Here is a 24,804-nt window from a genome sequence, read left to right as displayed (position 1 = left end):
CAGGAGCCATCAACGGACCAGGCGGTTTATTGCGACTAGGACGGGGACTGGAATACGGGGGCAACATCAATCCATTTCTTATCAACCCATCCTGAAACTGCCGCTGCGCTGAGAGGTACATCCGCACCTACCATAGGCAGTGAAGAGTATGTGCGCAGGCAAGCATCGGCTTTCTCTTTGTCCCGGGAAGTCAGGGCACCAAAACCTCCAAATACCGTTCCGGACGAAATGGTGTCGGTAATTCTTATTTCCTACTTTGATATTGACAAAGCCGATACAGAACGCATTAAACGGGAGCATCTACTGTCAATGGGTGCAGAAAATCTAGTTGGCGACCTTCTAGAGCGCTATCTTTCGTTTGTCATGGAGCCAAAAGGGTGGATCTGGTGTTCCGGTGCAATGGTCAAAGCCGTCGATTTCATCAAACCACCTATTTCACCTACTGCTGATTGGCAATTGCTGCAAGTAAAAAATCGAGACAACTCAGAGAACTCATCTTCTAGTGCAATTCGTATCGGTACCAAAATTGAAAAATGGCATCGAACTTTTTCAAAAAAGGCAGGTTCAAATTGGAGTGCTTTCCCTGATGAACAACTTCGCAGCCTCCTTAATGAAAAAGGCTTCAAGAGATTTGTCGAAACCTATCTGAAAAATCTGCGCCAATGAAATTTTCACTTACCCATTGGGAATTCCAGCGATAACTGCTGGGTGTCGGCTTTTGTTTTACCTGAGCAGCTTCGTTTCCTAGATTCAGGTTTCGCACCAATTCCCATAATTGCACGCGTTTTGACTTCCCAAGAAACTTCATCCGTTTCCTTATAACGACTAAAAGGAAATTCTTCTGGCGGATGTTCGATTTTCCCTGCAATATGCTTAATAATCGCTCGCCCCACAGCTTCACCCAAGCCAACTGGAACAGCATTACCGATTTGCTTATATTTGTCGGCCATAGAGCCGCAAAAAATCCAGTCATCTGGGAATTGCTGAATGCGTGCATATTCCTGCACCGACAGCGGTCTATCCTCTACAGGGTGACATATATCTGTCGCTGGCATGGTGGGCGAAGTGACTAGCGTGCAGGAGGGCTTATGCCAGTCAAGCCTGCGTAAAAAACCTGTTTTTCCACCACCTGCATCCAGCGAACCACCGAGGGCCTCTCGGTGAAGTTCCGGGGGTAAGTGCTTCCAGTATTGGCCCGGGCCAAGCAGTCGATAAAAGCGCAAGCGCTCTTGAGGAAATTCAGCATGTTCACCCGCCTTCGGATCCATTCCTTCAAAAGCATCTTGAAGAGTTCTCCATTTTGGAAGACCAAATGCACCATCCTGCGCGTGCGTAGGTTGCAAGTGTGGTATTTTTTTTCCATCCCTCGAGCAAAGCAAAATGACACGCTCGCGCGACTGGGGAACGCCAAAATTTGCTGCGTTGTAGAGATTAAAAGAAACTCCATAGCCACCAGCACGCAACATTTCCAAGATGTGCATAAGGGCGCCACCTGCATGTTCCTCGGGGTTAGGAACCCAGTCTGCATCCCGCTGCGCGTGCGGTGTGTGTGCCATAGGAGCAGAAAGAAGGCCACGCACATTTTCAATAACAGCGAAACGAGGACGCATTTCTAGGATCAGATTGACATAGCGAATAAACGCATTGCCACGCTCATCATGAAAACCACGGCGAGCACCTGCCGTAGAGAAGGCTTGGCATGGAGGCCCTCCGAGCATGACATCGATATCATCGTCAGGCTTTAGCCCTGCGTAGTCGCGAATCTGATCGGCATCGTATTTCCAAATATCACCAATCAAGCCAATATCAGGTCGATTGGCAGTAATGGTTCGGCGGCAGGTTTTATCGAGTTCACAAGCGAGCAGGGGAAAAATTCCCGCCTTTTCCAGCCCAAGATCCAATCCCATCGCTCCAGAGAAGAACGAAAGAGCCTTGAGCGTTGGAAGTGGGCCAGGCATTCTGCGCCGATCCTCAATCGGCGGCGCTGCGCCATTTTCAAGATAGTGAGCAACAGCGGCTTCTGTCGTAAGCCAAAGCTTTCCAAGTTGGCGCCCTTCAATAGCTCCAGAGCGGAGCAGTGCTCTAATGCGCTGCTCTGAAACGCCGATTTTTTCTGCTGCGTCTTTGACAGATATCGCAAATGGTATTGATGTCATTTCGATCTCGAAACAAAATTAATACCAAATTTTAACACAAATGATCTAGAGCGACTTCAGCTCGCTACTCCGTCTTGTCAACTACACAAGAAAACTAACCCAAATAAGCTTGTAGCCCGGCAATCGCTTGCCATTCCTTGGCGGCCTGGGTTGCCTGCTGGGCGTGATGGCCAAGATATCTAGGATAGGTACTGAAATCCCAATTGGGTAGCAGCGATTCACGGTACCTCATTAATGGGCGAGCAGGGATGCACTGGCCTGAAGTGACAACCTTCACGCCCAGTGATATGCGCAAGGTGCAGAACCTTCTTACCTATAGTTGCAAAGGACTCCATAGAATTTGATGCTCTGATAACTCACTAAGAGAGACGAATGCCCCGGATCCTTACTCCACTACCCACCACATTGCTAGCGCTTGCACTGGCTGCCCCTCTATCAGGCACCGCCCAGACGGCCCCGGTGTTGCCCGCCGGTTTCAGCGTGCAAAACGTGGCCGTGCTGGCGGGCACCTGCGCCAACTGCCACGGGCCGCAAGGCCGCTCCACCGGCGGCATTCCCACCTTGCGCGGGCAAGATGCCAGCCATTTGCTGCAGCGCATGCAGGCCTTCAAGGCCAACCGCGCAGCGGATGCGACCATCATGAACCGGCTGATGCAGGGCTATGACGAATCACAAATCCAGGCGCTGGCCGCCTGGTTCAGCCAGGAGGTGCAGCCATGAGCTTGCAACGCCGTACCCTGTTGAGCAGCGCCCTGGCCGGGGCTGCCACCCTGGCACTGCCGTCCATCGTTCGTGCCCAGGCCGGCTCCGCCCATGTGGTGGTGATCGGTGGCGGCTTTGGCGGTGCCACCGCTGCGCGCTACCTGAAAGCACAAGCGCCCCAGGTGCGCGTGACGCTGGTCGAGCCGGCCGAGCGCTTTTACACCTGCCCCTTCTCCAACCTGTACCTGGCGGGCCTGCGCTCGTTCGAGAGCATCGGCCACGGCTACGACGGTCTGCGCAAAGCGGGCATCGGCGTGGTGCATGCCCGCGCCGAAGATGTCGATACCGCCGCCCGCAGCGTGCGCCTGTCCAGCGGGCAGACGCTGCGCTACGACAAACTGGTGCTCTCCCCCGGTGTAGACATGCGCTGGAATGCGCTGCAAGGCTACGACGAGGCCGCCGCCCACCTGGCCCCGCACGCCTGGAAGGCCGGCCCCCAAACCCAATTGCTGCGCCAGCAAATGGAGGCCATGGAAGACGGCGGCACCTTTGTGATGGTGATTCCGGCCAACCCTTTTCGCTGCCCGCCCGGCCCCTACGAACGGGCGGCGATGGTGGCGCACTACTTCAAGCAGCACAAACCCAAATCCAAAATTCTGCTGCTGGACAACAAGGATGCTTTCTCCAAGCAGGGCCTGTTCCTGCAAGGCTACAAAGCGCTGTACGGCGACATGATCGAATGGGTCAAGCAGTCTGACGATGGCCAGGTGGTGCGCGTCGATGCCCGCCAGCGCGTGGTGGAAACCGCCTTTGGCACCCAGCACAAAGCCGATGTGCTGAACGTGATTCCACCGCAGAAGGCCGGTTTCATTGCCGACCGCGCCGGGGTGACCGATGCCAGCGGCTGGGTGCCGATCAAGCCCGAGAGCTTTGAATCTGCCCAGGTGCCCCATGTGTATGTGCTGGGCGATGCGACGATTGCCGCACCCATGCCCAAGTCGGGCTTTGCCGCCAATACCCAGGGCAAGCTGGCCGCCGCCGCCATTGCAGCCGAGCTAACGGGCCAGCCGCTGCCCACCGCCTCGCTGGCCAACACCTGCTACAGCCTGGTGGGCACGCATTACGGCATCTCGGTCGCGGGCGTGTACCGGGCGCAAGACGGGAAGCTGCAAGAAGTGGCAGGCGGTGTCAGCCCCATGCAGGCCGATGCCGGGTTCCGCAAGGCTGAGGCCATCTATGGCGCGGCCTGGTACCAAGCAATCAGCACCGACATCTGGGGTGGCTAGGGATGGCTAAACCATGACGCTGCTGTGGGCCAGTTTTCTTTGGGGTGCCGCCTTTGGCTGCGCCGCCCGCTGGGGGCGCTTTTGCCTGCTGCGCGGCGTGCGCCAAGGCATGGGGCACGACCACAGCGAGCCACGCAGTCACGCCCCGGCGCTGCAAGCCTTTGCGCTGGCGCTGGCCGTGGCCCTGCTGGCCTCGCAAGGCTTGCAGTGGCTGGGTGTGATCGATTTGGGGCAGGCCCAGATCGTGCGGCCCAGTTTTTCCCCGCTGGGGGTGTTTCTGGGCGGGGTGATTTTTGCCCTGGGCATGGTGCTGGCCAATGCCTGCGGGGCCCGCTCGCTGGTGCTGCTGGCCGGGGGCAATCTGCGGGCGCTGGTCACCGTGGTGTTTCTGGCCTTGGGGGCGCAGGCCAGTGCCACCGGGGTGCTGGCACCGCTGCGCCAGTGGCTGCAAGGCGTGGCCCCGGTAACGCTGGAGCATGCCACAGCACCACAATATTTAATAGAAAAAAGCCTATCAGCGCTTACTGTGTATGCGCTGACAGCTATCATTCCTGCACTTCTGCTGGCGGCTTACGCTGTGCGCCACCCGGCTTTGCGCCGCCATCCTGCGCAGGCGCTGTCGGCCCTGGCGATTGGTGCTTTGGTAACGCTGGGCTGGTGGATCAGCGCCACCGTGCAGGTCGATCCGTTTGAGCCCGCCAAGCTGACCTCGCTAAGCTTCATCGCCCCCATGGCCGAGAGCCTGCTGTACCTGCAAGTGGCCGTGGGCCGGGCCTGGAGCCCGGCCTCGGCCATGGTGCTGGGCGTGCTGGCGGGGGCGGCAGTGACCGCCATAGCCACCGGCACGGCCCGCTGGGAAGGCTTTGACAGCCCGACCCAGCTGGCCAAAAGCGCCACGGGGGGCCTGCTGATGGGCTTTGGCGGCCTGTTGGCGGCGGGCTGCTCCATCGGCCAGGCGCTGACCGGTGTCACCACCCTGGCCTGGGCCACGCTGCCTGCCGTAGCGGGCATTGTGCTGGGTGCGTGGGCCGGCTTGGCGCTGATGGCCCGCCGCCGCTAAGAACGTGTTCACAATCTCCTCGCGGGTGTGCAGTCGCAGCCTCGGGCGGTCTGCGGCGTTGCAAATCCTCGCCATAGCTAGCGCTATGTCTGTGGTTTGCGCCTTGCAGCCCATCCCGATCCGCATCCCGCCCCCCTTCGCGTGGAGATCATGAACACGTTCTAAAGGCGCAGCACCGCAGGAGGCGCACCCTGGCCACGCCGAACCGCGCACCAGCACGCTTAGAATGCCCGGCTGACAGCTCTGCTTGTGCCGCGTTGCGGCCAAGAGGGGAATGCACTGCACGCAAGGACGATGCGCCACATCGCCCGACCCGACACCCCTTTGCACACCTTGTTGGCGCCAGCTTGGCGCCCATGCCCGCACGCACCGGCTTGTCGCCTGGAACAACCCATACCCCACTAAGGAAAAAGTATGACCATGCAACGCCGTCACTTTCTGATGACCCCTCCGGCCCTGGCACTGGGCGCGGCTGCGGCCCCCATCGCCACCCTGGCCGCTCCCACCATCATGACCCCGCAGTCGCGCATCCTGCCCCGCACGGGCAAGGGCCCGCGCATTGTGATCTGCGGCGGCGGCTGGGGCGGTATGACCGCCGCCCGGTATCTGCGCGAGCTGATTCCCGATTCCGACGTGGTGCTGCTGGAGCGCAACCCCACGTTCTGGTCCGGCCCCATGAGCAACAAGTGGCTGATCGACATCGTGAACACCGATTTTGTGAACCGCGACATGCTGCACCCGGCCAACAAATACGGCTACCAATTGCTGCAAACCGAAGTGACCGGCTTCGAGCGCGACAAAAAGCTGGTGCGCACGGCCCACGGCCTGATTGAGTACGACTACCTGATCCTGTCCGGCGGCATCCGCAACGATTACGAGGCCTGGTTTGGCAACGACCAAAAGGCCATCGACTACACGCGCAAGCACTTTCCCAACGCCTACATTCCCAACCAGGAAATGTTCGCGCTCAAGCAAAAGGTGAAGAACTTCAAGGGCGGCACCCTGGTCATGACCCTGCCGCCTCCGCCGCACCGCTGCCCGCCCTCGCCCTACGAGCGCGCCTGCCTGATTGCCTGGCACATCAAGAAAAACAAGATTCCGGGCAAGATCCTCATCCTTGACCCCAAGCCAAAAATCGCCCCCATCGGCGTGGGCTACAAGCAGGCGTTTGAAGAGCTGTACCCGGACATCATCACCCACGTGCCCAATGCCCGGGTGCAAGAGCTCGATCCGTTCAAGAAAAAGATCAAGACCGCCGCCGGTGAGTTTGACTTTGACGATGCCATCCTCATGCCCCCGCACCAGGCCGCCGAAATGGTCTGGGCGGCCGACCTGATCGGCAAAACCCCCGAGGGCAAGCCCACCGGCTGGGCCGACATGGACGTGCGCTACTTCACCGCCAAGGGCGATGACCGCGTGTACTTCGTCGGTGACCTGATGGGGGCCATCTCCGACCAGTTTGGCCACTACCCAAAGAGCGCCCACGTGGCCAACTACATTGGCCGCATCGTCGCCAAGAACATCGCCCAGCGCGTGGCCGGCCAAGAGGTCACCCCGCTGCTGCCCGACAACCTGTGCTACATGATGGTCAATGGCGACCCGCAGGAAGAAATCTCGGTCAAGTTCGAGTACGAAGTCGATCCCACCGGCAAGGTCATCCAGACGCAAATCGACATGGATGTGCGCACGCCCGATCTGGTCAAGGAAGACTTTGCCTGGATCAACAGCCGCTTCAGCGACTTCTTGGGCATCTAAGCCCTACCCAACATTGCAAACGACATGACACCTGCCTCCCCCCACCTTACCCGCCGCGTGGTGGTTGGTGCCGTTGCCACGCTGGCCCTGCCCAGCGTGGCGCTGGCCCAAACACCGCCCACCAATCCCCCCCTGGTGGGCCCGTTGGCCCCCGATCCAGTGGCCTTTAAACAAGCACTCAGCACATTCACCGGCAGCGCCACGCCCCAGGCCGAAGGGCTGCAGCTGGACATCCCCGTGCTGGCCGACAACCCCAGCGCCGTGCCCATCAAGGCCAAGGTGACCCTGCCCATCACCGAGCACGATTGGTGCGAAGAGCTGATCGTACTGGCCGAGCTCAACCCCATCCCGCTGGCCTGCCGCCTCCGCTTCACCGCCGAGACGGGCAGCGCCGAGGCGGCCGTGCGCATTCGCCTAAGCCAGTCCCAGGCCGTCCACGTCCTGGCCCGCATGAAAAGCGGCAAGCTACTGGCAGGCAAGCAAACCATCACTGTGGCCGCCAGCGGCTGCGGCATGTAAGGAGCCCACCCATGAGCATGAAGCAACCGCCCCGCGTCTGGGTCAGCAACGAAAACCCCCAGGCAGGCGACATTCTGCGTGTGCGCGCGCAAATCGAGCACCCCATGGAAACCGGGCTGCGCACCGACCCGGCCACGGGCCAGATCCGCCCGCGCCACATCCTGAACCACTTTGAAGCCAAGCTGGATGAGGCGCTGCTCTTTGTCTGGGACCCAGGCACCTCGATTGCCCAAAACCCCTACATCGAATTCACTTTCAAAGCCCGCCGCAGTGGCCGCTTGCAGCTGCTCTGGAGGGATGACCAGGGCGCCACCTTATCCGCCACCAAAACCATTACGGTCCGTTAGTTTCAGAGGAGCCTGCCGCATGCGCTTGCCCCCGCTTTTGCACCGCCGCCACCTTCTGCTGGCCAGCACCGCTGCCATCGCCCTGGCCGCCTGCGGCAAACGCCCGCCCCAGGCCCAGGCCTTGCCGGCCGAGGCCAGCGTGCTGGCCCTGGGCGACTCGCTCACCCAAGGGGTCGGTGCCAAGGCCGATGAGGCCTGGCCCAGCTTGCTGGCCGAACGCACCGGCTGGGACGTGATCAACGCCGGCATTTCGGGCGATACCAGCGCCCAGGCGTTGGAACGCCTGCCCGATTTGCTGCAGGAGCACGCCCCTGCCCTGGTGGTGGTCAGCATTGGCGGCAACGATTTTCTGCGCCAGATGAGCGCCGAGACCGCCCAAGCCAACATCCGCCGCATCTGCCAGCAGGCCAAGGACAGCGGTGCCCAGGTGCTGTTGGTGGCCGTGCCGCAATTTTCTTTGCTGGCCGCAGGCACGGGGCGCTTAAGCGACCACCCGCTGTACACCGCCCTGGCCAAAGAGCTGCAGCTGCCCCTGCTGGAAGGGGCCTGGGCCGAGGTGCTGTCCAACCCGGCGCTGCGCTCCGACCAAGTGCATGGCAATGCGGCCGGTTATGCCCTGTTTACCCAGCAGTTGTTTGATTTTGTACGCCAGCAGGGTTGGCACGGGTAATTTCCTTGCCTTTGCGGTGTGCCGCGCAAAACACGCTGCCATCCAAGAGTCCCCGCATACTGTCGCCTTGAATGGTCACCGTTTCGCCCTATACAGCCTATTGCTTACTCCCGCAGTGCCGAGTAAAAAATGACTTTCAGCGAACGCTTGTATTAAAAAAATTCCTCTGCTATGCATGTCCGCAATCGCCTTTTTGCCAATGGAACCCGTTGGCTGCTCATCACCGCTGCCCTGCTGGGCTGCGCCGGTGTCGGCTTGGCCGCTTACACCAGCCACGGCCTGGGCTTTATCACCGACCCTGTAGCACGAGAAGCCGCCCGCGCCACTTTGCAGCAGGCGGTGCAGCAGCAGTTGCTGCATGCCGTCGTGCTGCTGGCCCTGGGCGTTTGGGCGCGGCAAGGGGGCAGTCGCTGGCTGCACCTGGCCGCCCTGCTGCTCACCCTGGGGGTGCTGCTGTTCAGTGGGCTGATTTATCTGCGCATCTTCACCGGGGTGGAAGCCTTGCGCCCCTTGGTGCCCTGGGGCGGCACCAGCCTGATGCTGGGCTGGCTGGCGATTGGCGTGGCCGCGCTGGATGGTCGCCAAGTGCGTTAGTGCGTTAGTAGCCCGCGTTCTGAGAACGTGTTCATGATCTCGAATGAAGGTGTGGGGGATGCGGTTCGGGATGGGTTGCGAGGCGCAAACCACAGCAATAGCTTGGCTATTGCGAGGATTTGCAACGACGCAGACCGCCCGAAGCCGCGCCCGCACACCCATGAGGAGATCGTGAACACGTTCTGAGAAGACAGGCATAGCCGATTACGGTCAGCGCAGGAAAATTGTGGGAATCGTGCTCGATAGAATGATTTTGCGCACTTTTCCCCAACGCCCGCAGCGCAACGCGGTTCAAAACGGAAAGGTGTGTTTCGATACTATCTATTCAGGAGCATCCCCCATGCGCAAATCGTGGTTTAAACCCCTTTTGGCTACCGCAGTGACCGTATTTTCTTTTGGTGTTGCTAGTGTTGCCCAGGCACAGGCCCCGCTGAAAATGGCCTATGCCTTGTCCCAAACCTCGCACTATGGCGCAGGCGGTGATGCGTTTGCTAAATCCCTGGAGGCCTCCAGCCAGGGCAAATTCAAAGTCCAGCAATTTGCCAACAGCGCCCTGGGCGGCGAGCGCGAGGTGATTGAGGGCCTGCAACTGGGCACCATCGACCTGGCCATTTTGTCCACCGGTGCCACGCTCAACTTTGTGCCGCAAACCGGCGTGTTTGATGTGCCATTTCTGATGCGCGATCTGGCCCACGCCCGCAAGGTGCTCGATGGCCAAATCGGGCAGGCCATGCTGGCCGAGTTTTCCAAGCGCGGCCTGGTGGCCCTGGCTTGGGGTGAGCAAGGCTTTCGCCACCTGACCAACAGCAAGCGCCCAGTGGTCAGCGCCGCCGATGCCAAGGGCTTGAAAATCCGCACCACGGAAAACCAGGTCCACATCACCGCCTTCCGCCAGATTGGCATCTTGCCCACCCCCATGGCCTGGCCTGAGGTGGCCACCGCGCTGCAGCAAGGCACGATTGATGGGCAAGAAAACCCGCTGTCGGTGATTACCTCGGCCAAGTTGTCGCAGCTGCAAAAATACCTGTCGCTGACCGGCCACGTCTATGCCCCAGCGGTGATCATGGTCTCGCCCATGGTGTACGAAGGGCTGTCAGCGGCCGACAAAAAAGCCTTTAAAGAAGCGGGCATCCAGGCCGCCCAGGCCATGCGCAGCTTTGTCGATAACGTCGAGAAAAACGGCGTTGAACAACTCAAGAGCGAGGGCATGGAAGTGGTGACCAATGTGGACCGCAAGAGCTTTGAAGAGGCCGTCGCCCCGGTGTACCCCGAGTACGCGAAAAAGTTCGGCAAAGAGCTGCTCGACGGCATTAAAAACACCCAGTAAGCCTGCGCTGCTGAGCTAAAAAACCGGGCCGCAGCGCAAGCCAGCCCGGTTTTCTTGTTGGCGGGGCCGCCAATGGCCGCAATAGCCGCCATCCCCGCCGTAGAAAGGACAGACACATGACGTGGTTGCGCTGTGCGGATGCCGCACTGTTTAAATTGGTTTCCCTGCTGGCGCAGTTGTTTTTGCTGGCCGCTGTGCTGGTGGGCTTTTGGCAAGTGGTGACGCGCTTCATGCTGGAGTCGCCCGCCGACTGGAGCGAGATCACCACCCGCGCCCTGCTCATCTGGGCCGTGCTGTTGGGCGTGGCGCTGGCGTTTCGCCACGGGGCCATGCTGGGGGTGGATTTTTTGCGCACCCTGCTGGCCGCCCCGGCCCAGCGCGTGCTGGCCTGGGTGGTGGGGGTGATTTGCATGGGCTTTTTGGGCATGCTGGCCTGGGTGGGTGGGCAAATGGTTTGGCGCGTGCGCTTTCAAACGCTGCCCAGCCTGGAGATTTCCATCTCTTGGGTGTACCTGGCCATCCCCGTCGGGGCCAGCCTGGCCGCCATTGCCGTGCTGGCCCGCTTGCTCGACCGGGCGGCGGTTACCGAGCTGCGCAACGATGCCCAAGGCTAAGCACAAGGAAGCCCTGCCATGTCCCACGTGATGATTCTTTCAATGCTGGTGTTTTTCGGCCTGACGGTGCCCATTGCCATCTCCATTGGCCTGGCGGCCATGGGGGGCGTGGCCATTGCCGGGCTGCCCTGGCTGGTGATTGCCCAGCAAATGTATGCCGCGCTGGACAAATTCCCGCTGGCCGCCATCCCGTTCTTTATCCTGGCCGGTAATCTGATGGAGGCCGGTGGCATCTCCGAGCGGCTGGTGGACTTTGCCAAAAGCCTGGTCGGCGGCGTGCAAGGCGGGCTGGCTATGGCCTGCGTGATCACCTGCATGATTTTTGCCGCCGTGGCCGGCTCCAGCGTGGCCACCACCTTTGCGGTGGGGGCGATTTTGATTCCGGCCATGGTGCGCCATGGCTACCCGGCCCCGTTTGCCGCCTCGCTGCAAGCCACGGCGGCCGAGCTGGGGGTGATCATTCCGCCATCGATTCCCATGATCTTGTTCGCTGTCTCCACCGACACCTCGACCGGCGAGCTGTTCATCGCCGGGGTACTGCCCGGCATGCTGATTGCCACTGCACTGATGGCCTATGTCTGGTTCTACGCCCGCCGCCATGGCTATGGCCGGCAAGACGGGCAGCAGCGCCTGGCGGTGTGGCCATCGCTGCGCCGGGCGTGGCTGGCGTTGCTGATGCCGGTCATCATCCTGGGTGGTATTTACGGCGGGGTGTTCACCCCGACCGAGGCCTCCGTCGTGGCCGTGGTGTACGCCCTGGTGGTGGGCATGCTGGTGTACCGGCGCATCAGCGTGCGCGGCTTGTCGGTGACGCTGCACCGCTCGGCCATCTCCACGGCGGCCATCATGTTCATCATTGCCAATGCCGGGGTGTTCGGCTTTTTGCTCAACCGCGCCGGGGTGCCCGATGCCCTGGGCCACTGGCTGGCCGAAATTTTCACCAACCGCGCCAGTTTTTTACTCGGGGTGAACGCCGCCTTGTTTTTGATTGGCATGTTCATTGAAACTTCGGCCGCCATCGTGGTGCTGGCCCCTTTGCTGCTGCCGGTGGCGGTGGGCTTTGGGGTTGATCCGGTGCACTTTGGCGTGGTCATGGTCATCAACCTGGCCCTGGGCATGATTACCCCGCCCTTTGGCGTAAACCTGTTTGCCGCCGGTTCGATTGCCAAGCTGTCGCTGGAGCACCTGATTCGCCCGCTGCTGCCATTTGTGGCCGTGGTGCTGGCTTGCCTGATGGTGATTACCTATGTGCCGGACATCAGCCTGTGGCTGCGGGACGTGGTGTACCGTTAAAAATAGCACTTCCCGCTTGTATTTATTTGATTTTCAATTGATTAATCATTGAAAACAATAAAATACGTGCGGTAAGCGCTATCAATATTAATATGCTGCCAGGCTGGAGCGCCTGCCAGCCCCCTGGGCACCCGTTGCGGGTGCCCGGCCTGCTTAGCTGAAAAAGCGCTTCAACTTGTCCGTCCAGCTCTCGCCGGTGGGCGAGTGGCGCGAGCCGCCTTTTTTCAGCGACTCTTCCAGCTCGCGCATCAGCTTGCGCTGGTACTCGGTGAGCTTGACCGGCGTTTCCACCACGATGTGGCAGTACAAATCACCGGGATAGCTGGCCCGCACGCCCTTGATACCCTTGCCGCGCAGGCGAAACTGCTTGCCCGCCTGGGTGCCTTCGGGGATGTCAATGGCGGCTTTACCGGCCAGCGTGGGCACTTCGATTTCGCCGCCCAAAGCTGCGGTGATAAAACTCACCGGCACCTGGCAGTGCAGGTCGTCGCCATCGCGCTCGAAAATATCGTGCGGCTTGATGCGAATCTCAATGTACAGATCGCCCGCCGGGCCGCCATTGACCCCCGGCTCGCCATTGCCGCTGCTGCGAATGCGCATGCCGCTGTCGATACCGGCGGGAATTTTCACCTCCAGCGTTTTCTGCTTCTTGATCTTGCCCTGGCCATGGCAGCTGGTGCAGGGCTCGGGGATGATCTTGCCCGTGCCCCGGCAGTGCGGGCAGGTTTGCTGCACGCTGAAAAAGCCTTGGCGCATCTGCACCGAGCCATTGCCGCCGCAGGTGCCGCAGGTTTTGGGCTGGGTGCCGGGTTTGGCACCACTGCCGTGGCAGGTGTCGCAGGTGTCCCAGCTGGGGATGCGAATTTCGGTCGATTTGCCCTTGGCCGCCTCTTCCAGCGTGATTTCCATGGCGTACGACAGGTCGTTGCCCCGGTACATTTGCCGCCCGCCCCGGCCACCAGCGCCACGCTGGCCACCGAACATATCGCCAAAAATATCGCCAAAAGCTTCGGCAAAGCCGCCAAACCCTTCCGCGCCTGGGCCACCGCGCATATTCGGGTCCACGCCCGCGTGGCCGTACTGGTCGTAGGCCGCGCGTTTTTGGCTGTCGGAGAGCATTTCGTAGGCCTCTTTGACCTCTTTGAATTTCTCTTCCGCCTCTTTGGCTTTGTCCCCCTGGTTGCGGTCCGGGTGGTACTTCATGGCCAGCTTGCGGTAGGCCTTTTTAATTTCGTCGTCCGAGGCGGTTTTGGCTACACCCAGGATTTCGTAAAAATCGCGTTTAGACATTAATAAGCACCCAATAAAAAAGACAAACGCCGCGCAAGTCCTTTACCCAAAGAAAAAGGGGCAAAGGGCAGCGCGGCGGACAGCGGTCAGGTCTGCCGCTGCATGGGGGATTACTTCTTCACTTCCTTGACTTCGGCATCCACGATGTCGTCATCATGGGCCCCGGCCGCTGGCTGCTGGGGCTGGGCCGCGCCTTCGGCACCGGCAGCAGCGCCTCCGGCGGCAGCCGCTTCGGCCTGCGCCTGGGCATAGACTTTTTCGCCCAGCTTTTGGCTGGCCGTCATCAGCGCCGTGGTCTTGGCTTCGATGGCATCTTTGTCCTCGCCCTTCAGCGTTTCTTGCAGCTCTTTGATAGCGGCTTCAATGGCTTCTTTCTCGGCCGCTTCCAGCTTGTCGCCATGCTCACCCAGGCTCTTTTGCACGCTGTGCACCGCCGCCTCACCCTGGTTGCGGGCCTGAATCAGTTCCAGCTTTTTCTTGTCTTCGGCCGCGTTGATTTCTGCGTCCTTGACCATTTGCTGGATTTCTTCTTCCGACAGACCCGAGTTGGCCTTGATGGTGATCTTGTTTTCTTTGCCCGTGCCTTTGTCCTTGGCGCTGACGTGCAAGATGCCGTTGGCGTCGATGTCAAAAGCCACCTCGATCTGCGGCACACCACGCGGTGCGGCCGGGATGCCTTCCAGGTTGAACTCACCCAGGGCCTTGTTGCCCGAAGCCATCTCGCGCTCGCCTTGGAAGACCTTGATGGTCACGGCCGGCTGGTTATCGTCGGCCGTGGAGAAGGTCTGGGCAAACCGGGTCGGGATGGTGGTGTTCTTGGTGATCATCTTGGTCATGACACCGCCCAGGGTTTCAATACCCAGGGACAGCGGGGTCACGTCCAGCAGCAGCACGTCGGAGCGGTCACCGGCCAGCACCTGGCCTTGCACCGCAGCGCCCACAGCCACGGCTTCGTCGGGGTTCACGTCCTTACGCGGCTCACGGCCAAAGAACTCTTTGACCTTGTCCTGCACCTTGGGCATGCGGGTCATGCCACCCACCAAAATCACGTCCTGGATGTCGGACACGCTCAGGCCCGCATCCTTGATGGCGGTGCGGCAGGGCGCAATGGTGCGCTCGATCAGGTCATCGACCAGGCTTTCCAGCTTGGCGCGCGTGAGCTTCAGGTTCAAGTGCTTGGGGCCAGACGCATCGGCCGTGATGTAGGGCAGATTGATGTCGGTCTGGGTGGAGTTGGACAGCTCAATCTTGGCTTTTTCAGCGGCTTCCTTCAGGCGCTGCAGGGCCAGCACGTCCTTGGACAGGTCCACGCCTTGCTCTTTTTTGAACTCGCCAATGATGTAGTCGATGATGCGCTGGTCAAAGTCTTCACCGCCCAAAAAGGTGTCGCCATTGGTGGCCAGCACTTCAAACTGCTTTTCGCCGTCCACATCGGCAATTTCGATGATGGACACGTCAAACGTGCCGCCGCCCAAGTCGTACACGGCAATCTTGCGGTCGCCCTTGCCTGCTTTGTCCAGGCCAAAAGCCAGGGCCGCCGCGGTGGGTTCGTTGATGATGCGCTTAACTTCCAGGCCAGCGATGCGGCCAGCATCCTTGGTGGCTTGGCGCTGGGCATCGTTGAAGTAGGCGGGCACGGTGATCACGGCCTCGGTCACTTCTTCGCCCAGGAAGTCCTCGGCGGTTTTCTTCATTTTGCGCAGCACTTCAGCCGAAATTTGCGGAGGTGCCAGCTTTTGGTCGCGCACTTGCACCCAGGCATCGCCGTTGTCGGCCTTGATGATTTGGAAGGGGGCCAAGTCCAGGTCTTTCTGAACTTCTTTTTCGTCAAACTTGCGGCCAATCAAACGCTTAGACGCAAAGATGGTGTTGCGCGGGTTGGTCACGGCTTGGCGCTTGGCCGAAGCACCGACCAAAATTTCACCGTCTTCCTGGTAAGCGATGATCGACGGCGTGGTGCGGGCACCCTCGCTGTTTTCAATCACGCGGGTGGTGTTGCCTTCCATGATGGCCACGCAGCTGTTGGTGGTGCCCAGGTCGATACCGATAATTTTTGCCATTTTGAATAGCTCCAAAAAAAGAATGTTGGTTTAGTTGGCCTGTAACTAGGGCTTAACCCAGTAGTTTCAAGCCATTGAAAAAAAGAATAAGAACTTGGCCCTGACTGGCCAGGGCCGTTTATTGGTTTATTTACTTGGCGGCGGCCACCGTGACCAACGCCGGGCGCAGTACGCGGTCAAAAATCAGATAGCCTTTTTGCAGCACGGTGACAATGGTGTTGGCCTCTTGTTCGGCTGGCACCACGCTGATGGCTTGGTGTTGGTGCGGATCAAACTTATCCCCCACAGCCGGGTTGATGACCACCACCTTGTTGCGCTCCAGTGCCTGCAGCAATTGGCGCAAAGTGGCGGCACTGCCCTCATGCAGTTGCTCGGCGGTGGCATTTTGCAGGGCCAAAGCGGCATCCAGGCTATCGCACACTGGCAGCAGGCTTTCGGCAAAGCTTTCAATGCCAAATTTGCGCGCCTTGGCCACTTCTTCTTCGGAACGGCGGCGCATGTTTTCCGTATCGGCTTTGGCCCGCAAGAACTGGTCGGCCAAATCGGCATTTTTGGTTTTGAGCTCGGCCAACTCGGTCTGCAAGCGCTGCATTTCGTCGGCCATATGGCCTGCCATGGCGGCTTCCAGCTCTTCGGGGCTGGCATCGGCCGGGGCAGTAAAGAGGGGCGAGGTGGTTTGAGGATCGGTCATGGGATTTACAAAAACATCAAAAAAACAGGAAGGGCGAAAACCTTATCCGCCCAGCTAGGGGCCAACGCGCCAATTTCAAGAGCAGCTCAATAACTTCTGCGCATAAACGCAATCGGCGCTACAATCTTTGGCTTTGCCTTGCCCCACTGCTACTTTTTGGCGCAGCAGGGGGCTTTACCCAAAGGGAGTTGTTATGCGTCATTACGAAATCATTTTGTTGATCCACCCGGATCAAAGCGAACAGGTTCCAGCCATGCTGGAGCGCTACAAGGGCATGATCACCCAAGGTGGTGGCAAAGTGCACCGCGAAGAAGATTGGGGCCGCCGCCAACTGGCTTACCTGATCAACAAGCTGGCCAAAGCCCACTACATCTGCCTGAACATCGAAGCCGACCAGGCCGTGATGGCCGAGCTGGAGCACGCTTTCAAATTCAACGACGCTGTGCTGCGCAGCCTGATCGTGCAGAAGAAAAAGGCCGACACCGCCCCTTCTTCCATGATGAAAACCGTTGAGCGCGAAGAAGCCCGCAAAGCTTCCCAAGCCGCCGCCGCTGCTGAGCAAGCTTAAATTCCCGGTTCGTTTGGTCTGGAGGTGGAAAACCAGCTGGTACTGAGCGCCCAAATCCAAGCCTGCGCCCCCTTGCGTTTTACGCCAGCCGGTGTCGCCGCCTTGGATGTCCGACTAGAGCACGCTTCTGAACAAATCGAAGCGGGCAGTCCACGCAAAGTACACGCCAGCATCAAAGCCGTTGCCTTTGGCGACTTGGCCTACAAACTGGCACGGCAAGCGCCGCAAAGCTGCTGGCGGTTTCAAGGCTTTTTAGCCACGCCGCGCAACAGTAAAACGGTGGTTTTTCATATCCAGGATATGCAACAAAATTAATTTTCAAAGAGGTCCAGCAATGGCCACGTTCAAGAAATTCAACAAAGACAAGCGCCCCAAGCGCAACACCCAGTCGCTGCTGTTCAAGCGCAAGCGCTTCTGCCGTTTCACCGTTGCCGGTGTCGAAGAAATTGACTACAAAGATGTGGACACCCTGCGTGACTTCATCGCTGAAAACGGCAAGATCATTCCTGCCCGTTTGACCGGCACCCGCGCCATTTACCAGCGCCAGCTGAACACCGCCATCAAACGCGCCCGTGTTCTGGCCCTGCTGCCGTACACCGACCAGCACAAGATCTAAGGAGTCGCCCTCATGCAAATCATCCTGCTCGAAAAAGTGCTGAACCTGGGTAACCTGGGCGATATCGTCAAGGTCAAGGACGGCTACGCCCGCAACTTCCTGATCCCCACTGGCAAAGCCCGCCGCGCTACCGAAGCTGCCAAAGCAGAATTCGACGCCAAACGCGCTGAACTGGAAAAGCAAGCCGCTGAAAAGCTGGCTGCCGCCCAGGCCGAAGGCGAAAAGCTGAGCGGTCACACCGTCAAGCTGTCGCAAAAAGCCGGTGTCGATGGCCGCCTGTTTGGCTCCGTCACCAACGCCGATATCGCTGAAGCACTGACCAAAGCTGGCTTCACCGTGGTCAAAGCCCAAGTGCGCATGCCCAATGGCCCGATCAAAACCGTCTCGGCCACTGCTGTGGACGTGGCTTTGCACACCGATGTGGTGGTCGAAGTGAACGTGGAAGTGACCGGCGAACAAGCCTAAGCGGCAAACCCTTGCTGCCCCAAAAAGCCGCCTTATACAAGGCGGCTTTTTTGTGCGCAGCGTTCAGCGCGGCGGTGCGCTGCTGGATTGCGCCCCCAGCCAGGCTTGAAACACCGCCTGCAAACCATCCGCCTGGGCCCCACCCAGCGCGTGCAGCTGCGCCAAGGCGGCCACACTGGCCTCAAAGCTGGACAGCTGGTGCGCCTGCTGCGCTTTGCGAATGCGGTACTGGGAGGCGGGCAAATCAACCAACGGCAAACGCGGCAAGGCTTGCAGCAGCGGGTTCAGGTAGAGCATCTTGCGGCTTTTGCGCCATGTGCCATCAAGCACGACCAAACGCAACTGCTGCAGCTGAGCGGCCTGCACCCACAGCGCAGGCAAGGCCGGGGGCGCGTGCAGTGGCAATTGCGGATCGGGGGCACTGGGTGGATACAGCAAAACGCTGCGCTTATCGGCGGCAACCAACCACTGCGCCAGCTGGGCCGGGGCAAAGCACTCCCCCACTTCGAGTCGGCTGCCTAGCAGGCACAAATGCAGCAGCCGGGCGGTGTTTTTGGCGTGACCATGCTCCAAGGGGTGCTGCAAGATCAGCAACTCAACACCACAAGCCACCGGCTGCACCAAGGGACAAAAGCAATGGCTGCAAGGGCGCAGGCAGCGGGGGCAATTAAAACGTTTTTTCATAGCTGTAAGCGCTTGCTATATAAGGGTTAAAGCCTCTTTTAATTCGTATTTACAGCAGGGCGCACGGCTCGCGCTATGCTTGCGCCCTATTTTCCCCGGTTCTCGGGTGACCGATTTCCCTCTTTCTCCCTGACTACCTTTGCATCATGCCTGTGATTACCGCCCAGTTGGACATGGCCCAGCCCTTACACCCCGGCTGTGCCCGCTTGCAAGCCCAATTTGGCCCACCCGCCCAGGTATGGGTGGCCCATACCGCCGACGAGTTGCTGAGCGTATTGGCCCAGGTGGAGGCCGCCGCCCGGGCTGGTGCCTGGTGCCTGGGGGCCGTTGCCTACGAGGCTGCCGCCGCCTTGGAAGCCGATTTGCCCACCCAGCCCGCCACCACCGCGCTGGCCTGGTTTGCCCAGTTTGCCGCCCCGGTGCCGCAGACGGCCAGCGCACAGGCCTCCGCCTGGGCCACCCCCTTGCACTGGAATGCCGGACAGACATCCACGGCATTTGCCGCCACCTTGGCGCAAATTCATGCCGATATTGCCGCCGGGCGCTATTACCAGCTCAACCTCACCCAGACGTACCACGGCACCAGCCCCCACCCCATCGACCGCCACGCCTTGTTTGCCGCGCTGCAGCAGGCGCAGCCGGGCGGCTTCAGCATTTTTTTGGACATGGGGCAGGAGGCGCTGCTGTCGGTTTCCCCCGAATTATTTTTTGACTGGCACCAGCCCGCCCAGGGCAGCGGCAGCATTCTCACCCGCCCCATGAAAGGCACCGCCGCCCGGGGCACCACCCCGGCGCACGACGCGGCCCAGGCCGAGCACCTGCGCAGCAGCGCCAAAGAGCGGGCCGAGAACGTGATGATTGTCGATTTGCTGCGCAACGACCTGGGCCGCATCGCGCAAATCGGCAGCGTCAGCGTGCCCGCGCTGTTTGAGCTGCAGGCGCTGCCCAGCGTCTGGCAAATGACGTCTGACGTGCGGGCCCAACTGCCCCAGGGCACCGCGTTGAAAACGATTTTTCAGGCGCTGTTTCCCTGCGGCTCCATCACCGGTGCGCCCAAGCGCAGCAGCATGGCCGCCATTGCCGCGCTGGAGAGCGAAGCGCGCGGCTGGTATTGCGGCGCTGCAGGCGTGGTGCGCAGCGACGGCGCGGGCGGCGTGCGCGCCACCTTCAACGTGCCCATTCGCACGCTGGTGGTGCAAGGTGCCAGCACCGTGCGCTGCGGCATTGGCAGCGGCATCACCGCCGATGCCCAAGCCGCCAGCGAATGGCGCGAATGGGCCGCCAAACGGGCATTTTTTGAAAGGGTGAGCATGCCATTTGCCATTTTGGAAACCCTGGCGCTGGATGGCGGCCAGCTGCGCCACCACGACTTGCACCTGGAACGCATGGCCAGCGCCGCAGCGCATTTTGCCTATCCCTGGGATGGGCACGCCGCCCACAGCGCCCTGGCCCAACTGGCCCAGCAGCACCCGCACGGACTATGGCGCTGCCGCCTGCAACTGCACGCCAATGGGCAGGTAGAGGCGCAGGCCTTTGCCTGCCCGCCCGCGCCGGCGCACATCACCTTGCAGTGGGCCAGCGCAGCTTTGGCGCAAGCGCACAGCGAATTTGTGCGCTTTAAAACCACCCGCCGCGCCCATTACGAGGCGCTGGCCCCGGCCGCCGACAGCGGCATTTTTGACAGCGTGCTCTTTAACGAAGCGGGCGAAATCACCGAATGCACGCGCGGCAACATCGCCGCCCAACTGGCCGATGGCCGCTGGGTCACGCCGCCCCTGGCCTGCGGCCTGCTCCCCGGCATTGGCCGCGCTGTGGCGCTGCAGCAAGGGCGGGTGGTGGAGGCAGTGATTCGGCTGGAGGATGCGCCCCAGGTGCGGGCCTGGGCTTTTATCAACAGCCTGCGCGGCTGGATCCCGGCGCAGCTATCAAAACCGCACCCCTAGCCGCAGGTAGTACGCCGCTCCGTTAAAACCAAAGGGCGCGTATTGGGAATAAGCAATGGGTTTGCCCACGCCAATAATGGGGTCGGTGGTCTGACCCCACTGGCTTGGCCGGGTATTGAGTAGATTGGTGCCGCCCACGGTCAGCGTGGTGTTTTTGCTCAGGTGGTAGCTCAGCTGGGCATCCAGCGTCCACTGGGCGGCAAAGCCCACCTTGTCGCTCCCGTAGGTGCTGGCGTAGCTACCGAAGTAATTGAGGTTGAAGGTCAGGTCGTACTGCGCGGTGCTGTAGCGGCTCCACAGCTTGGCGCTGTGCCTGGGCTGGCCCGCTTCCAGGGTGACGCGCGCGTATGGATCCAGCACCAGATCGGTCATATCCACCCCCAGCACCGAAGGGGCCGCGTTCACGCCGGTAATGCGGGTGGCCGCGTAGCTGTAGGCCGCCCGCAAGTGCCAGCGCCGACCAGGGGCCAGGTCGTGCTGGTAGTCCAGGCGCAGATCGACACCGTGGGTGCGAGTGCGTACGGCGTTGGTGAAGTAAGTGGCACCCTCCACCCCGTACTGCTGCAAGATCGCCTGGGCTTGGGGGCTGAGCTGCGCCAGGCTCGATTTGGCAATGTAGCTGGTGGGCATGATGCGATCGTCAATCTCGGTGACAAAGCCATCCATGCTGGCCGTCAGCTGCGGGCTGGGTTGCCAGACCGTGCCAAAAGTCAGGTGCCGGGATTTTTCCGGCTTTAAATCCTGGGCCCCCAGAGCGCGGGCCACCGGGTGGCTGACCCCGTAGTGGCCGTACTGCAAGAGGGCGCTGCCGTCAAGCACCGTCGAGGTGGAGGTGAAGCCGGTCTGGGTCAGCGAAGGGGCGCGAAACCCGGTACTCAAGCCGCCGCGCAGCAGCCATTGGGGCGTGGGCTGATAGCGCACGGCCAGTTTGCCATTCAAGGTAGGGCCAAAGTCGCTGTAATGCTCGGCCCGCAGGGCACCCAACACAGTCCACTGAGGGTGCAGGGCGTACTTGGCATCCAGGTACACAGCATGGCTGTCGCGCTGGACGTGGGTGGCGTTGTCGGGGCTGAAGCCACCAAACCCCTGGGCCCCGGCGTACCAGGGTGAATCGGGCCCCAGGGTGTACGAGGCGGGCTCGCCCGCACGGATGCGGTAATCGGCACGGCGGTATTCGTAGCCCCCCGCCAGGCTGTGTGGGCCGAAGTTGTGCTGCACATCGGCGTTGAGGGTGTGCTGAACAAACGCCGTGCTGCCACTGTCAAACCGAGTGGGCGAGTCAGCGCCCAAAGAGCGGTTGAGCGAGTTGCGTACAAAAAACCGGTAGTCGTTCATGCCTGCGGTGTAGGCCAAGCTCCAGGGGCTGCCGCTGGCCAAAATGCCTTTGACCCCGAAGGAAGCGGACAAGTCCGTAATGCGCGGCGCAATCTGCGGCAAAAAGCCCTGGGGGTAGATGCTGGGCAGATTTTTATCGCTGTCGGCATCACGGAAAAACGCTCCGGCCCTGCTGTGGCGGCGGCTCAGATGGCCATGGCTGAACAGTGTGGTGTCGCCCTGCGGCAACTCGGCGTTCCAGGCCAGTTGGCCGTCTTGGGTATCGGCATCGCCAAAGTGCAGCCGAGTCTGCCCATCCGCATCAGGCCGGGCCCGGTTGCTGCTGCCCCGGTCGCGCAGCTCGGCAGTGATATTGAAAAAACCATCGCTCGCCAAGGCCGTGCTGTGAAACAGGCTGGCCTGGCGCTGAATGCCATCGCCCTGGGTGGTGCGGCCCCAGCCCAGCAGCGCCTGGTTGGTCTGGCCATAGCCTTTGAGCACGATGTTGATGATGCCGGCAATCGCATCCGAGCCGTATTGCGCTGCCGCGCCATCGCGCAGCACTTCCACCCGCTCCACCGCCAGCAGGGGGATGGTGTTCAAGTCCACGCTGGAGCTGCCTCGGCCAATCGTGCTGTTGGTGTGCAGCAGCGAGCTTTGGTGCAGCCGCTTGCCATTGACCAGCACCAGCACCTGGTCGGGGCTGAGGGAGCGCAGGGTAAACGGCGGGGCATGGTCAGTGCCATCCGCAATCGAGGGGCGGGGGTGGTTGAATCCGGGCACCAAAGCGGCCAGGGCGTAGGCCAGGCCCATTTCGCCCACGGACAGCAATTGCTCGGTGGTGTACACATCGGTGGGCACGATGGCGTGCAGGGCGGTATGCGCCCCATCGCGCGTGCCAACATCCGCTTGCAGGGGCACTTGAACACGCACCAGCTCCTCCAGCGGCAGGTCGTACAGGGTCTGGCCAGCGACAACGGGCTCGGCCTGGGCCCTAGGCAGGCCCAGTACAACCAGCGACAGGAGGCACAAAAATAGCTTCATGGCGAATCTTTTCGAAGCACCGTTGCAATCGACAACAGCGGGGCAGCAATGCGCAGTCCGGAGGTCAGGGCCGCGTCGTAATTAATTTTGATCTGGACGTTCTGCGCCACCCGGGTCATTTGGATGATGCCACCTTGCTCGGCAAAGCCTTTGGCATCGCTGACCGTCAAGATGTGGGCACGGTGCGCGTAGGCGATGGCCGCCTGACGCTCAGCGACCGTGGGCAGGGCGATAAACAGCAGATCGGGCGGTTGTGGGCCCAGTGCGGCCAAACTGTCGGCCTGGGTAATGCGCACGGGCCGCCCATGGATAAGCTTGTCGGCATACAGCGCCTGCAGCTGCTGGCCAAAGGGATTGGGGCCGACGACAGCCATCTCAAAAACCTCGCGCTGCGACCCTTCGAGCCATTGCACGTAACTGGCAAAACGCCCCAAAAAGACGGCTTGCAGCTGCAGCTGCGCTTCGTTGGCATAGGCTGCAGGGCTGGCACTGCACAGGCACATTGCCAACAGCACGCCGTGCCACCAGCGTCGCAGCGTGGTCAGGCCGAGCACTAGGCGGCCCCCTCGGTATGGGCAACTACCCGATTACGCCCCGCTTGCTTGGCGCAATAGAGGGCTTGATCAGCCGCTTCAACCAACTGCATCATGGCTTCAGGAGTGGTGATGCTGGCTTGTACTCCCAGGCTAACGGTAACGCGCAGGGTGGCCCCCTGGGGGGTGGTAAATACCTGCTCGGCAACTACCGTGCGGATGCGCTCGGCCACTTGCACCGCCGTGGGCACATCGGTATCGGCACAGAGCACCAAAAACTCCTCCCCGCCAAAACGGGCCGCAATGTCGTCAGTGCGAATGCTGGACTGCAGCCGCTGGGCCACTTGCTGCAAGATCAAGTCGCCCACCGGGTGGCCATAGGTGTCATTGACCTGCTTGAAGTGGTCCACATCCAGCAAGATCACGCCCAGCGGGGTTTGGTTGCGCTCGGACTGGGCGGCCAAGGTCTGCATGGTTTCAAGCGCAAAGCGGCGGTTGGCCAGGCCCGTCAAAGGGTCGGTGGTGGCCAGGTGGCTAAGCTTTTCATCGCGCACGCGCACCTCGCGCAGCATGGCGTTAAAGCCCTGGTAAAGCTCGCCGAATTCGTCGGTACGGTCGGTGTGCAGCGTGGTGCTGTAGTCCTTGCTGCTGCCGATGTGGCGCATGCCCTGCACCAGTTGCGTAATGGGTTGGGTGAAAATCAATTGCAAGCGCCAGGACAGCAGCAGCAGGCCGGTAAAAATCAACACGGTCACACCGATTTGCAGCACCATGTATCGCCGCATCTTGGTGTACATGGCCTGGTTATCGGACAGCACGGCCAAACGACCAACGGGACTGCCCTCTAACTCAATAGGGTAGATGACGTAGTGAAACTCCCGATCCATGTGCTGCTGCAGGGCCGAGGGCTGCAGCAGCAGTTTGTGCCAGCGCGTGGCACGGTCGGCCGAGATGCTGGCCGCCTAGTACTGGGCCAGCACGCTGCCGCGCTCATCCAGCGCCACGGCGTACTGAATGTGGGGGTCGGCCTGCAAGGAGTGCAAGATTTTCTGGGCGCTGTGGCTATCGCGAAAGGCCAGGGCAGCGCGCATGTTTTCGCTGGTCACGGCCGTCACCTGGCGCAAAGTGCGCAGCGAGGCCTGCTGCTCGGCCACAAAGGTGGTGTACAGCGCCACGCCCGAGGAGATGAGCAGCCCTACCCCCAAGCTGGCACCCAGTAGCACCAGAAGTTTGTAGCGGATGGAGAGTCGGTTGAACATCAGGTGGGACGATG

Annotated in this window: 26 protein-coding genes; 17 read left to right on the top strand and 9 right to left on the bottom strand. The window is 60.8% G+C overall.

Translation table 11 applies throughout. From position 1 onward, the window contains the following. The first annotated feature begins 69 nt into the window (after window positions 1-69). Window positions 70-666 carry a SinI family restriction endonuclease gene (locus ACFO24_RS03140; RefSeq protein ID WP_377736774.1) on the top strand — a complete coding sequence of 199 codons (597 nt, stop codon included), beginning with the start codon at window positions 70-72 and terminating at the stop codon, window positions 664-666. A 5-nt stretch (window positions 667-671) separates the two neighbouring features. Here ACFO24_RS03140 and ACFO24_RS03135 read toward each other — a convergent pair whose 3' ends face one another. Next, the gene (locus tag ACFO24_RS03135) at window positions 672-2,156 is read right to left on the bottom strand and encodes a DNA cytosine methyltransferase (RefSeq protein ID WP_377736754.1); all 1,485 of its coding nucleotides are present in this window, start codon (window positions 2,154-2,156) and stop codon (window positions 672-674) included. A 405-nt stretch (window positions 2,157-2,561) separates the two neighbouring features. Here ACFO24_RS03135 and ACFO24_RS03130 point away from each other — a divergent pair, with 405 nt between their 5' ends. The 11 genes from ACFO24_RS03130 (at window position 2,562) to ACFO24_RS03080 (ending at window position 12,323) form a co-directional block, all read left to right on the top strand. Then, window positions 2,562-2,876 carry a c-type cytochrome gene (locus ACFO24_RS03130; protein ID WP_377736752.1) on the top strand — a complete coding sequence of 105 codons (315 nt, stop codon included), beginning with the start codon at window positions 2,562-2,564 and terminating at the stop codon, window positions 2,874-2,876. After that, complete coding sequence (locus ACFO24_RS03125; protein WP_377736751.1) at window positions 2,873-4,144, top strand: FCSD flavin-binding domain-containing protein; 1,272 nt, start codon at window positions 2,873-2,875, stop codon at window positions 4,142-4,144. Before ACFO24_RS03130 ends, ACFO24_RS03125 begins: the two co-directional genes overlap by 4 nt. Before the next feature lie 13 nt (window positions 4,145-4,157). After that, complete coding sequence (locus tag ACFO24_RS03120; protein WP_377736750.1) at window positions 4,158-5,204, top strand: YeeE/YedE family protein; 1,047 nt, start codon at window positions 4,158-4,160, stop codon at window positions 5,202-5,204. A 420-nt stretch (window positions 5,205-5,624) separates the two neighbouring features. Further along, entirely contained in the window at window positions 5,625-6,959 is a 1,335-nt protein-coding gene (locus tag ACFO24_RS03115) for an FAD-dependent oxidoreductase (RefSeq protein WP_377736772.1), read from the top strand. A gap of 24 nt (window positions 6,960-6,983) precedes the next feature. Next, window positions 6,984-7,478: a thiosulfate oxidation carrier protein SoxY gene (locus ACFO24_RS03110; protein WP_377736749.1), complete on the top strand. Its 495-nt coding sequence runs from the start codon at window positions 6,984-6,986 to the stop codon at window positions 7,476-7,478. 11 nt (window positions 7,479-7,489) lie between these two features. After that, window positions 7,490-7,825, top strand: coding sequence for a thiosulfate oxidation carrier complex protein SoxZ (soxZ, locus tag ACFO24_RS03105; protein WP_377736747.1), 336 nt, complete (start codon window positions 7,490-7,492; stop codon window positions 7,823-7,825). A 19-nt stretch (window positions 7,826-7,844) separates the two neighbouring features. Further along, the gene (locus tag ACFO24_RS03100; protein WP_377736746.1) at window positions 7,845-8,495 is read left to right on the top strand and encodes a GDSL-type esterase/lipase family protein; all 651 of its coding nucleotides are present in this window, start codon (window positions 7,845-7,847) and stop codon (window positions 8,493-8,495) included. Between the two features lie 171 nt (window positions 8,496-8,666). Further along, window positions 8,667-9,089, top strand: coding sequence for a DUF423 domain-containing protein (locus ACFO24_RS03095; RefSeq protein ID WP_377736745.1), 423 nt, complete (start codon window positions 8,667-8,669; stop codon window positions 9,087-9,089). 340 nt (window positions 9,090-9,429) lie between these two features. Next, on the top strand, window positions 9,430-10,416 hold the full coding sequence (locus ACFO24_RS03090) for a TRAP transporter substrate-binding protein (RefSeq protein ID WP_377736744.1): 987 nt from the start codon (window positions 9,430-9,432) through the stop codon (window positions 10,414-10,416). Window positions 10,417-10,532: 116 nt separating this feature from the next. Next, complete coding sequence (locus ACFO24_RS03085; protein ID WP_207574858.1) at window positions 10,533-11,030, top strand: TRAP transporter small permease; 498 nt, start codon at window positions 10,533-10,535, stop codon at window positions 11,028-11,030. A gap of 18 nt (window positions 11,031-11,048) precedes the next feature. Continuing rightward, window positions 11,049-12,323, top strand: coding sequence for a TRAP transporter large permease (locus tag ACFO24_RS03080; protein ID WP_377736742.1), 1,275 nt, complete (start codon window positions 11,049-11,051; stop codon window positions 12,321-12,323). Between the two features lie 153 nt (window positions 12,324-12,476). Here the strand turns inward: ACFO24_RS03080 and dnaJ are convergent, their stop codons facing one another. From dnaJ to grpE, 3 genes are all read right to left on the bottom strand, one after another. Next, a complete protein-coding gene (gene dnaJ / locus ACFO24_RS03075) occupies window positions 12,477-13,613 on the bottom strand; it encodes a molecular chaperone DnaJ (protein WP_207574860.1) in 1,137 nt (378 codons plus the stop codon). Window positions 13,614-13,723: 110 nt separating this feature from the next. Next, window positions 13,724-15,673, bottom strand: coding sequence for a molecular chaperone DnaK (dnaK, locus tag ACFO24_RS03070; protein ID WP_377736741.1), 1,950 nt, complete (start codon window positions 15,671-15,673; stop codon window positions 13,724-13,726). Window positions 15,674-15,803: 130 nt separating this feature from the next. Next, window positions 15,804-16,364 carry a nucleotide exchange factor GrpE gene (gene grpE / locus ACFO24_RS03065; protein ID WP_377736740.1) on the bottom strand — a complete coding sequence of 187 codons (561 nt, stop codon included), beginning with the start codon at window positions 16,362-16,364 and terminating at the stop codon, window positions 15,804-15,806. A 193-nt stretch (window positions 16,365-16,557) separates the two neighbouring features. On the opposite strand from grpE, the gene rpsF reads away from it, so the two are divergent. Genes rpsF through rplI form a run of 4 tightly spaced genes read left to right on the top strand, consistent with a single transcriptional unit; the run spans window position 16,558 to window position 18,013 of the window. Beyond that, the gene (gene rpsF, locus ACFO24_RS03060) at window positions 16,558-16,932 is read left to right on the top strand and encodes a 30S ribosomal protein S6 (protein ID WP_207574863.1); all 375 of its coding nucleotides are present in this window, start codon (window positions 16,558-16,560) and stop codon (window positions 16,930-16,932) included. A 24-nt stretch (window positions 16,933-16,956) separates the two neighbouring features. After that, a complete protein-coding gene (priB, locus tag ACFO24_RS03055; RefSeq protein ID WP_207574864.1) occupies window positions 16,957-17,247 on the top strand; it encodes a primosomal replication protein N in 291 nt (96 codons plus the stop codon). 19 nt (window positions 17,248-17,266) lie between these two features. Beyond that, entirely contained in the window at window positions 17,267-17,548 is a 282-nt protein-coding gene (gene rpsR / locus ACFO24_RS03050) for a 30S ribosomal protein S18 (RefSeq protein WP_207574865.1), read from the top strand. 12 nt (window positions 17,549-17,560) lie between these two features. Beyond that, on the top strand, window positions 17,561-18,013 hold the full coding sequence (rplI, locus tag ACFO24_RS03045) for a 50S ribosomal protein L9 (RefSeq protein WP_377736738.1): 453 nt from the start codon (window positions 17,561-17,563) through the stop codon (window positions 18,011-18,013). 63 nt (window positions 18,014-18,076) lie between these two features. Here rplI and ACFO24_RS03040 read toward each other — a convergent pair whose 3' ends face one another. Continuing rightward, entirely contained in the window at window positions 18,077-18,697 is a 621-nt protein-coding gene (locus ACFO24_RS03040; protein WP_377736737.1) for a tRNA-uridine aminocarboxypropyltransferase, read from the bottom strand. Between the two features lie 146 nt (window positions 18,698-18,843). On the opposite strand from ACFO24_RS03040, the gene ACFO24_RS03035 reads away from it, so the two are divergent. Next, window positions 18,844-20,640 (top strand): bifunctional chorismate-binding protein/class IV aminotransferase, encoded by a 1,797-nt coding sequence (locus tag ACFO24_RS03035; RefSeq protein ID WP_377736736.1) that lies wholly within the window; start codon window positions 18,844-18,846, stop codon window positions 20,638-20,640. On the opposite strand, the gene ACFO24_RS03030 is transcribed toward ACFO24_RS03035, so the two are convergent. The 4 genes from ACFO24_RS03030 to ACFO24_RS03015 all read right to left on the bottom strand — a co-directional run bounded on the left by ACFO24_RS03030 (window position 20,623) and on the right by ACFO24_RS03015 (window position 24,790). Beyond that, complete coding sequence (locus tag ACFO24_RS03030; RefSeq protein ID WP_377736735.1) at window positions 20,623-22,998, bottom strand: TonB-dependent receptor plug domain-containing protein; 2,376 nt, start codon at window positions 22,996-22,998, stop codon at window positions 20,623-20,625. The two genes, ACFO24_RS03035 and ACFO24_RS03030, sit on opposite strands and share 18 nt — an antisense overlap. Beyond that, entirely contained in the window at window positions 22,995-23,552 is a 558-nt protein-coding gene (locus tag ACFO24_RS03025; RefSeq protein ID WP_377736733.1) for a YfiR family protein, read from the bottom strand. The genes ACFO24_RS03030 and ACFO24_RS03025 overlap by 4 nt, the downstream gene beginning before the upstream one ends. Next, window positions 23,552-24,418 carry a sensor domain-containing diguanylate cyclase gene (locus ACFO24_RS03020; protein ID WP_377736731.1) on the bottom strand — a complete coding sequence of 289 codons (867 nt, stop codon included), beginning with the start codon at window positions 24,416-24,418 and terminating at the stop codon, window positions 23,552-23,554. The genes ACFO24_RS03025 and ACFO24_RS03020 overlap by 1 nt, the downstream gene beginning before the upstream one ends. A 75-nt stretch (window positions 24,419-24,493) precedes the next feature. Then, the gene (locus ACFO24_RS03015; RefSeq protein ID WP_377736730.1) at window positions 24,494-24,790 is read right to left on the bottom strand and encodes a CHASE sensor domain-containing protein; all 297 of its coding nucleotides are present in this window, start codon (window positions 24,788-24,790) and stop codon (window positions 24,494-24,496) included. Window positions 24,791-24,804 lie beyond the last annotated feature (14 nt).

Origin of the sequence: Comamonas denitrificans, assembly GCF_042654745.1 — a bacterium.
Taxonomy (GTDB): domain Bacteria; phylum Pseudomonadota; class Gammaproteobacteria; order Burkholderiales; family Burkholderiaceae_C; genus Comamonas; species Comamonas denitrificans.
The sequence above is the reverse complement of the archived record's forward strand: the minus strand, read 5'-3'. Positions and strand labels throughout refer to the sequence as shown.

What these genes read in the sequence shown, in the direction of transcription:
- ACFO24_RS03135 (WP_377736754.1), bottom strand. Translation starts at nt 2,156, where the DNA reads ATGACATCAATACCATTTGCGATATCTGTCAAAGACGCAGCAGAAAAA.
- ACFO24_RS03125 (WP_377736751.1), top strand. Translation starts at nt 2,873, where the DNA reads ATGAGCTTGCAACGCCGTACCCTGTTGAGCAGCGCCCTGGCCGGGGCT.
- ACFO24_RS03120 (WP_377736750.1), top strand. Translation starts at nt 4,158, where the DNA reads ATGACGCTGCTGTGGGCCAGTTTTCTTTGGGGTGCCGCCTTTGGCTGC.
- ACFO24_RS03115 (WP_377736772.1), top strand. Translation starts at nt 5,625, where the DNA reads ATGCAACGCCGTCACTTTCTGATGACCCCTCCGGCCCTGGCACTGGGC.
- ACFO24_RS03110 (WP_377736749.1), top strand. Translation starts at nt 6,984, where the DNA reads ATGACACCTGCCTCCCCCCACCTTACCCGCCGCGTGGTGGTTGGTGCC.
- soxZ (WP_377736747.1), top strand. Translation starts at nt 7,490, where the DNA reads ATGAGCATGAAGCAACCGCCCCGCGTCTGGGTCAGCAACGAAAACCCC.
- ACFO24_RS03100 (WP_377736746.1), top strand. Translation starts at nt 7,845, where the DNA reads ATGCGCTTGCCCCCGCTTTTGCACCGCCGCCACCTTCTGCTGGCCAGC.
- ACFO24_RS03095 (WP_377736745.1), top strand. Translation starts at nt 8,667, where the DNA reads ATGCATGTCCGCAATCGCCTTTTTGCCAATGGAACCCGTTGGCTGCTC.
- ACFO24_RS03090 (WP_377736744.1), top strand. Translation starts at nt 9,430, where the DNA reads ATGCGCAAATCGTGGTTTAAACCCCTTTTGGCTACCGCAGTGACCGTA.
- ACFO24_RS03085 (WP_207574858.1), top strand. Translation starts at nt 10,533, where the DNA reads ATGACGTGGTTGCGCTGTGCGGATGCCGCACTGTTTAAATTGGTTTCC.
- ACFO24_RS03080 (WP_377736742.1), top strand. Translation starts at nt 11,049, where the DNA reads ATGTCCCACGTGATGATTCTTTCAATGCTGGTGTTTTTCGGCCTGACG.
- dnaJ (WP_207574860.1), bottom strand. Translation starts at nt 13,613, where the DNA reads ATGTCTAAACGCGATTTTTACGAAATCCTGGGTGTAGCCAAAACCGCC.
- dnaK (WP_377736741.1), bottom strand. Translation starts at nt 15,673, where the DNA reads ATGGCAAAAATTATCGGTATCGACCTGGGCACCACCAACAGCTGCGTG.
- grpE (WP_377736740.1), bottom strand. Translation starts at nt 16,364, where the DNA reads ATGACCGATCCTCAAACCACCTCGCCCCTCTTTACTGCCCCGGCCGAT.
- rpsF (WP_207574863.1), top strand. Translation starts at nt 16,558, where the DNA reads ATGCGTCATTACGAAATCATTTTGTTGATCCACCCGGATCAAAGCGAA.
- rpsR (WP_207574865.1), top strand. Translation starts at nt 17,267, where the DNA reads ATGGCCACGTTCAAGAAATTCAACAAAGACAAGCGCCCCAAGCGCAAC.
- rplI (WP_377736738.1), top strand. Translation starts at nt 17,561, where the DNA reads ATGCAAATCATCCTGCTCGAAAAAGTGCTGAACCTGGGTAACCTGGGC.
- ACFO24_RS03040 (WP_377736737.1), bottom strand. Translation starts at nt 18,697, where the DNA reads ATGAAAAAACGTTTTAATTGCCCCCGCTGCCTGCGCCCTTGCAGCCAT.
- ACFO24_RS03035 (WP_377736736.1), top strand. Translation starts at nt 18,844, where the DNA reads ATGCCTGTGATTACCGCCCAGTTGGACATGGCCCAGCCCTTACACCCC.
- ACFO24_RS03030 (WP_377736735.1), bottom strand. Translation starts at nt 22,998, where the DNA reads ATGAAGCTATTTTTGTGCCTCCTGTCGCTGGTTGTACTGGGCCTGCCT.
- ACFO24_RS03020 (WP_377736731.1), bottom strand. Translation starts at nt 24,418, where the DNA reads ATGGATCGGGAGTTTCACTACGTCATCTACCCTATTGAGTTAGAGGGC.
- ACFO24_RS03015 (WP_377736730.1), bottom strand. Translation starts at nt 24,790, where the DNA reads ATGTTCAACCGACTCTCCATCCGCTACAAACTTCTGGTGCTACTGGGT.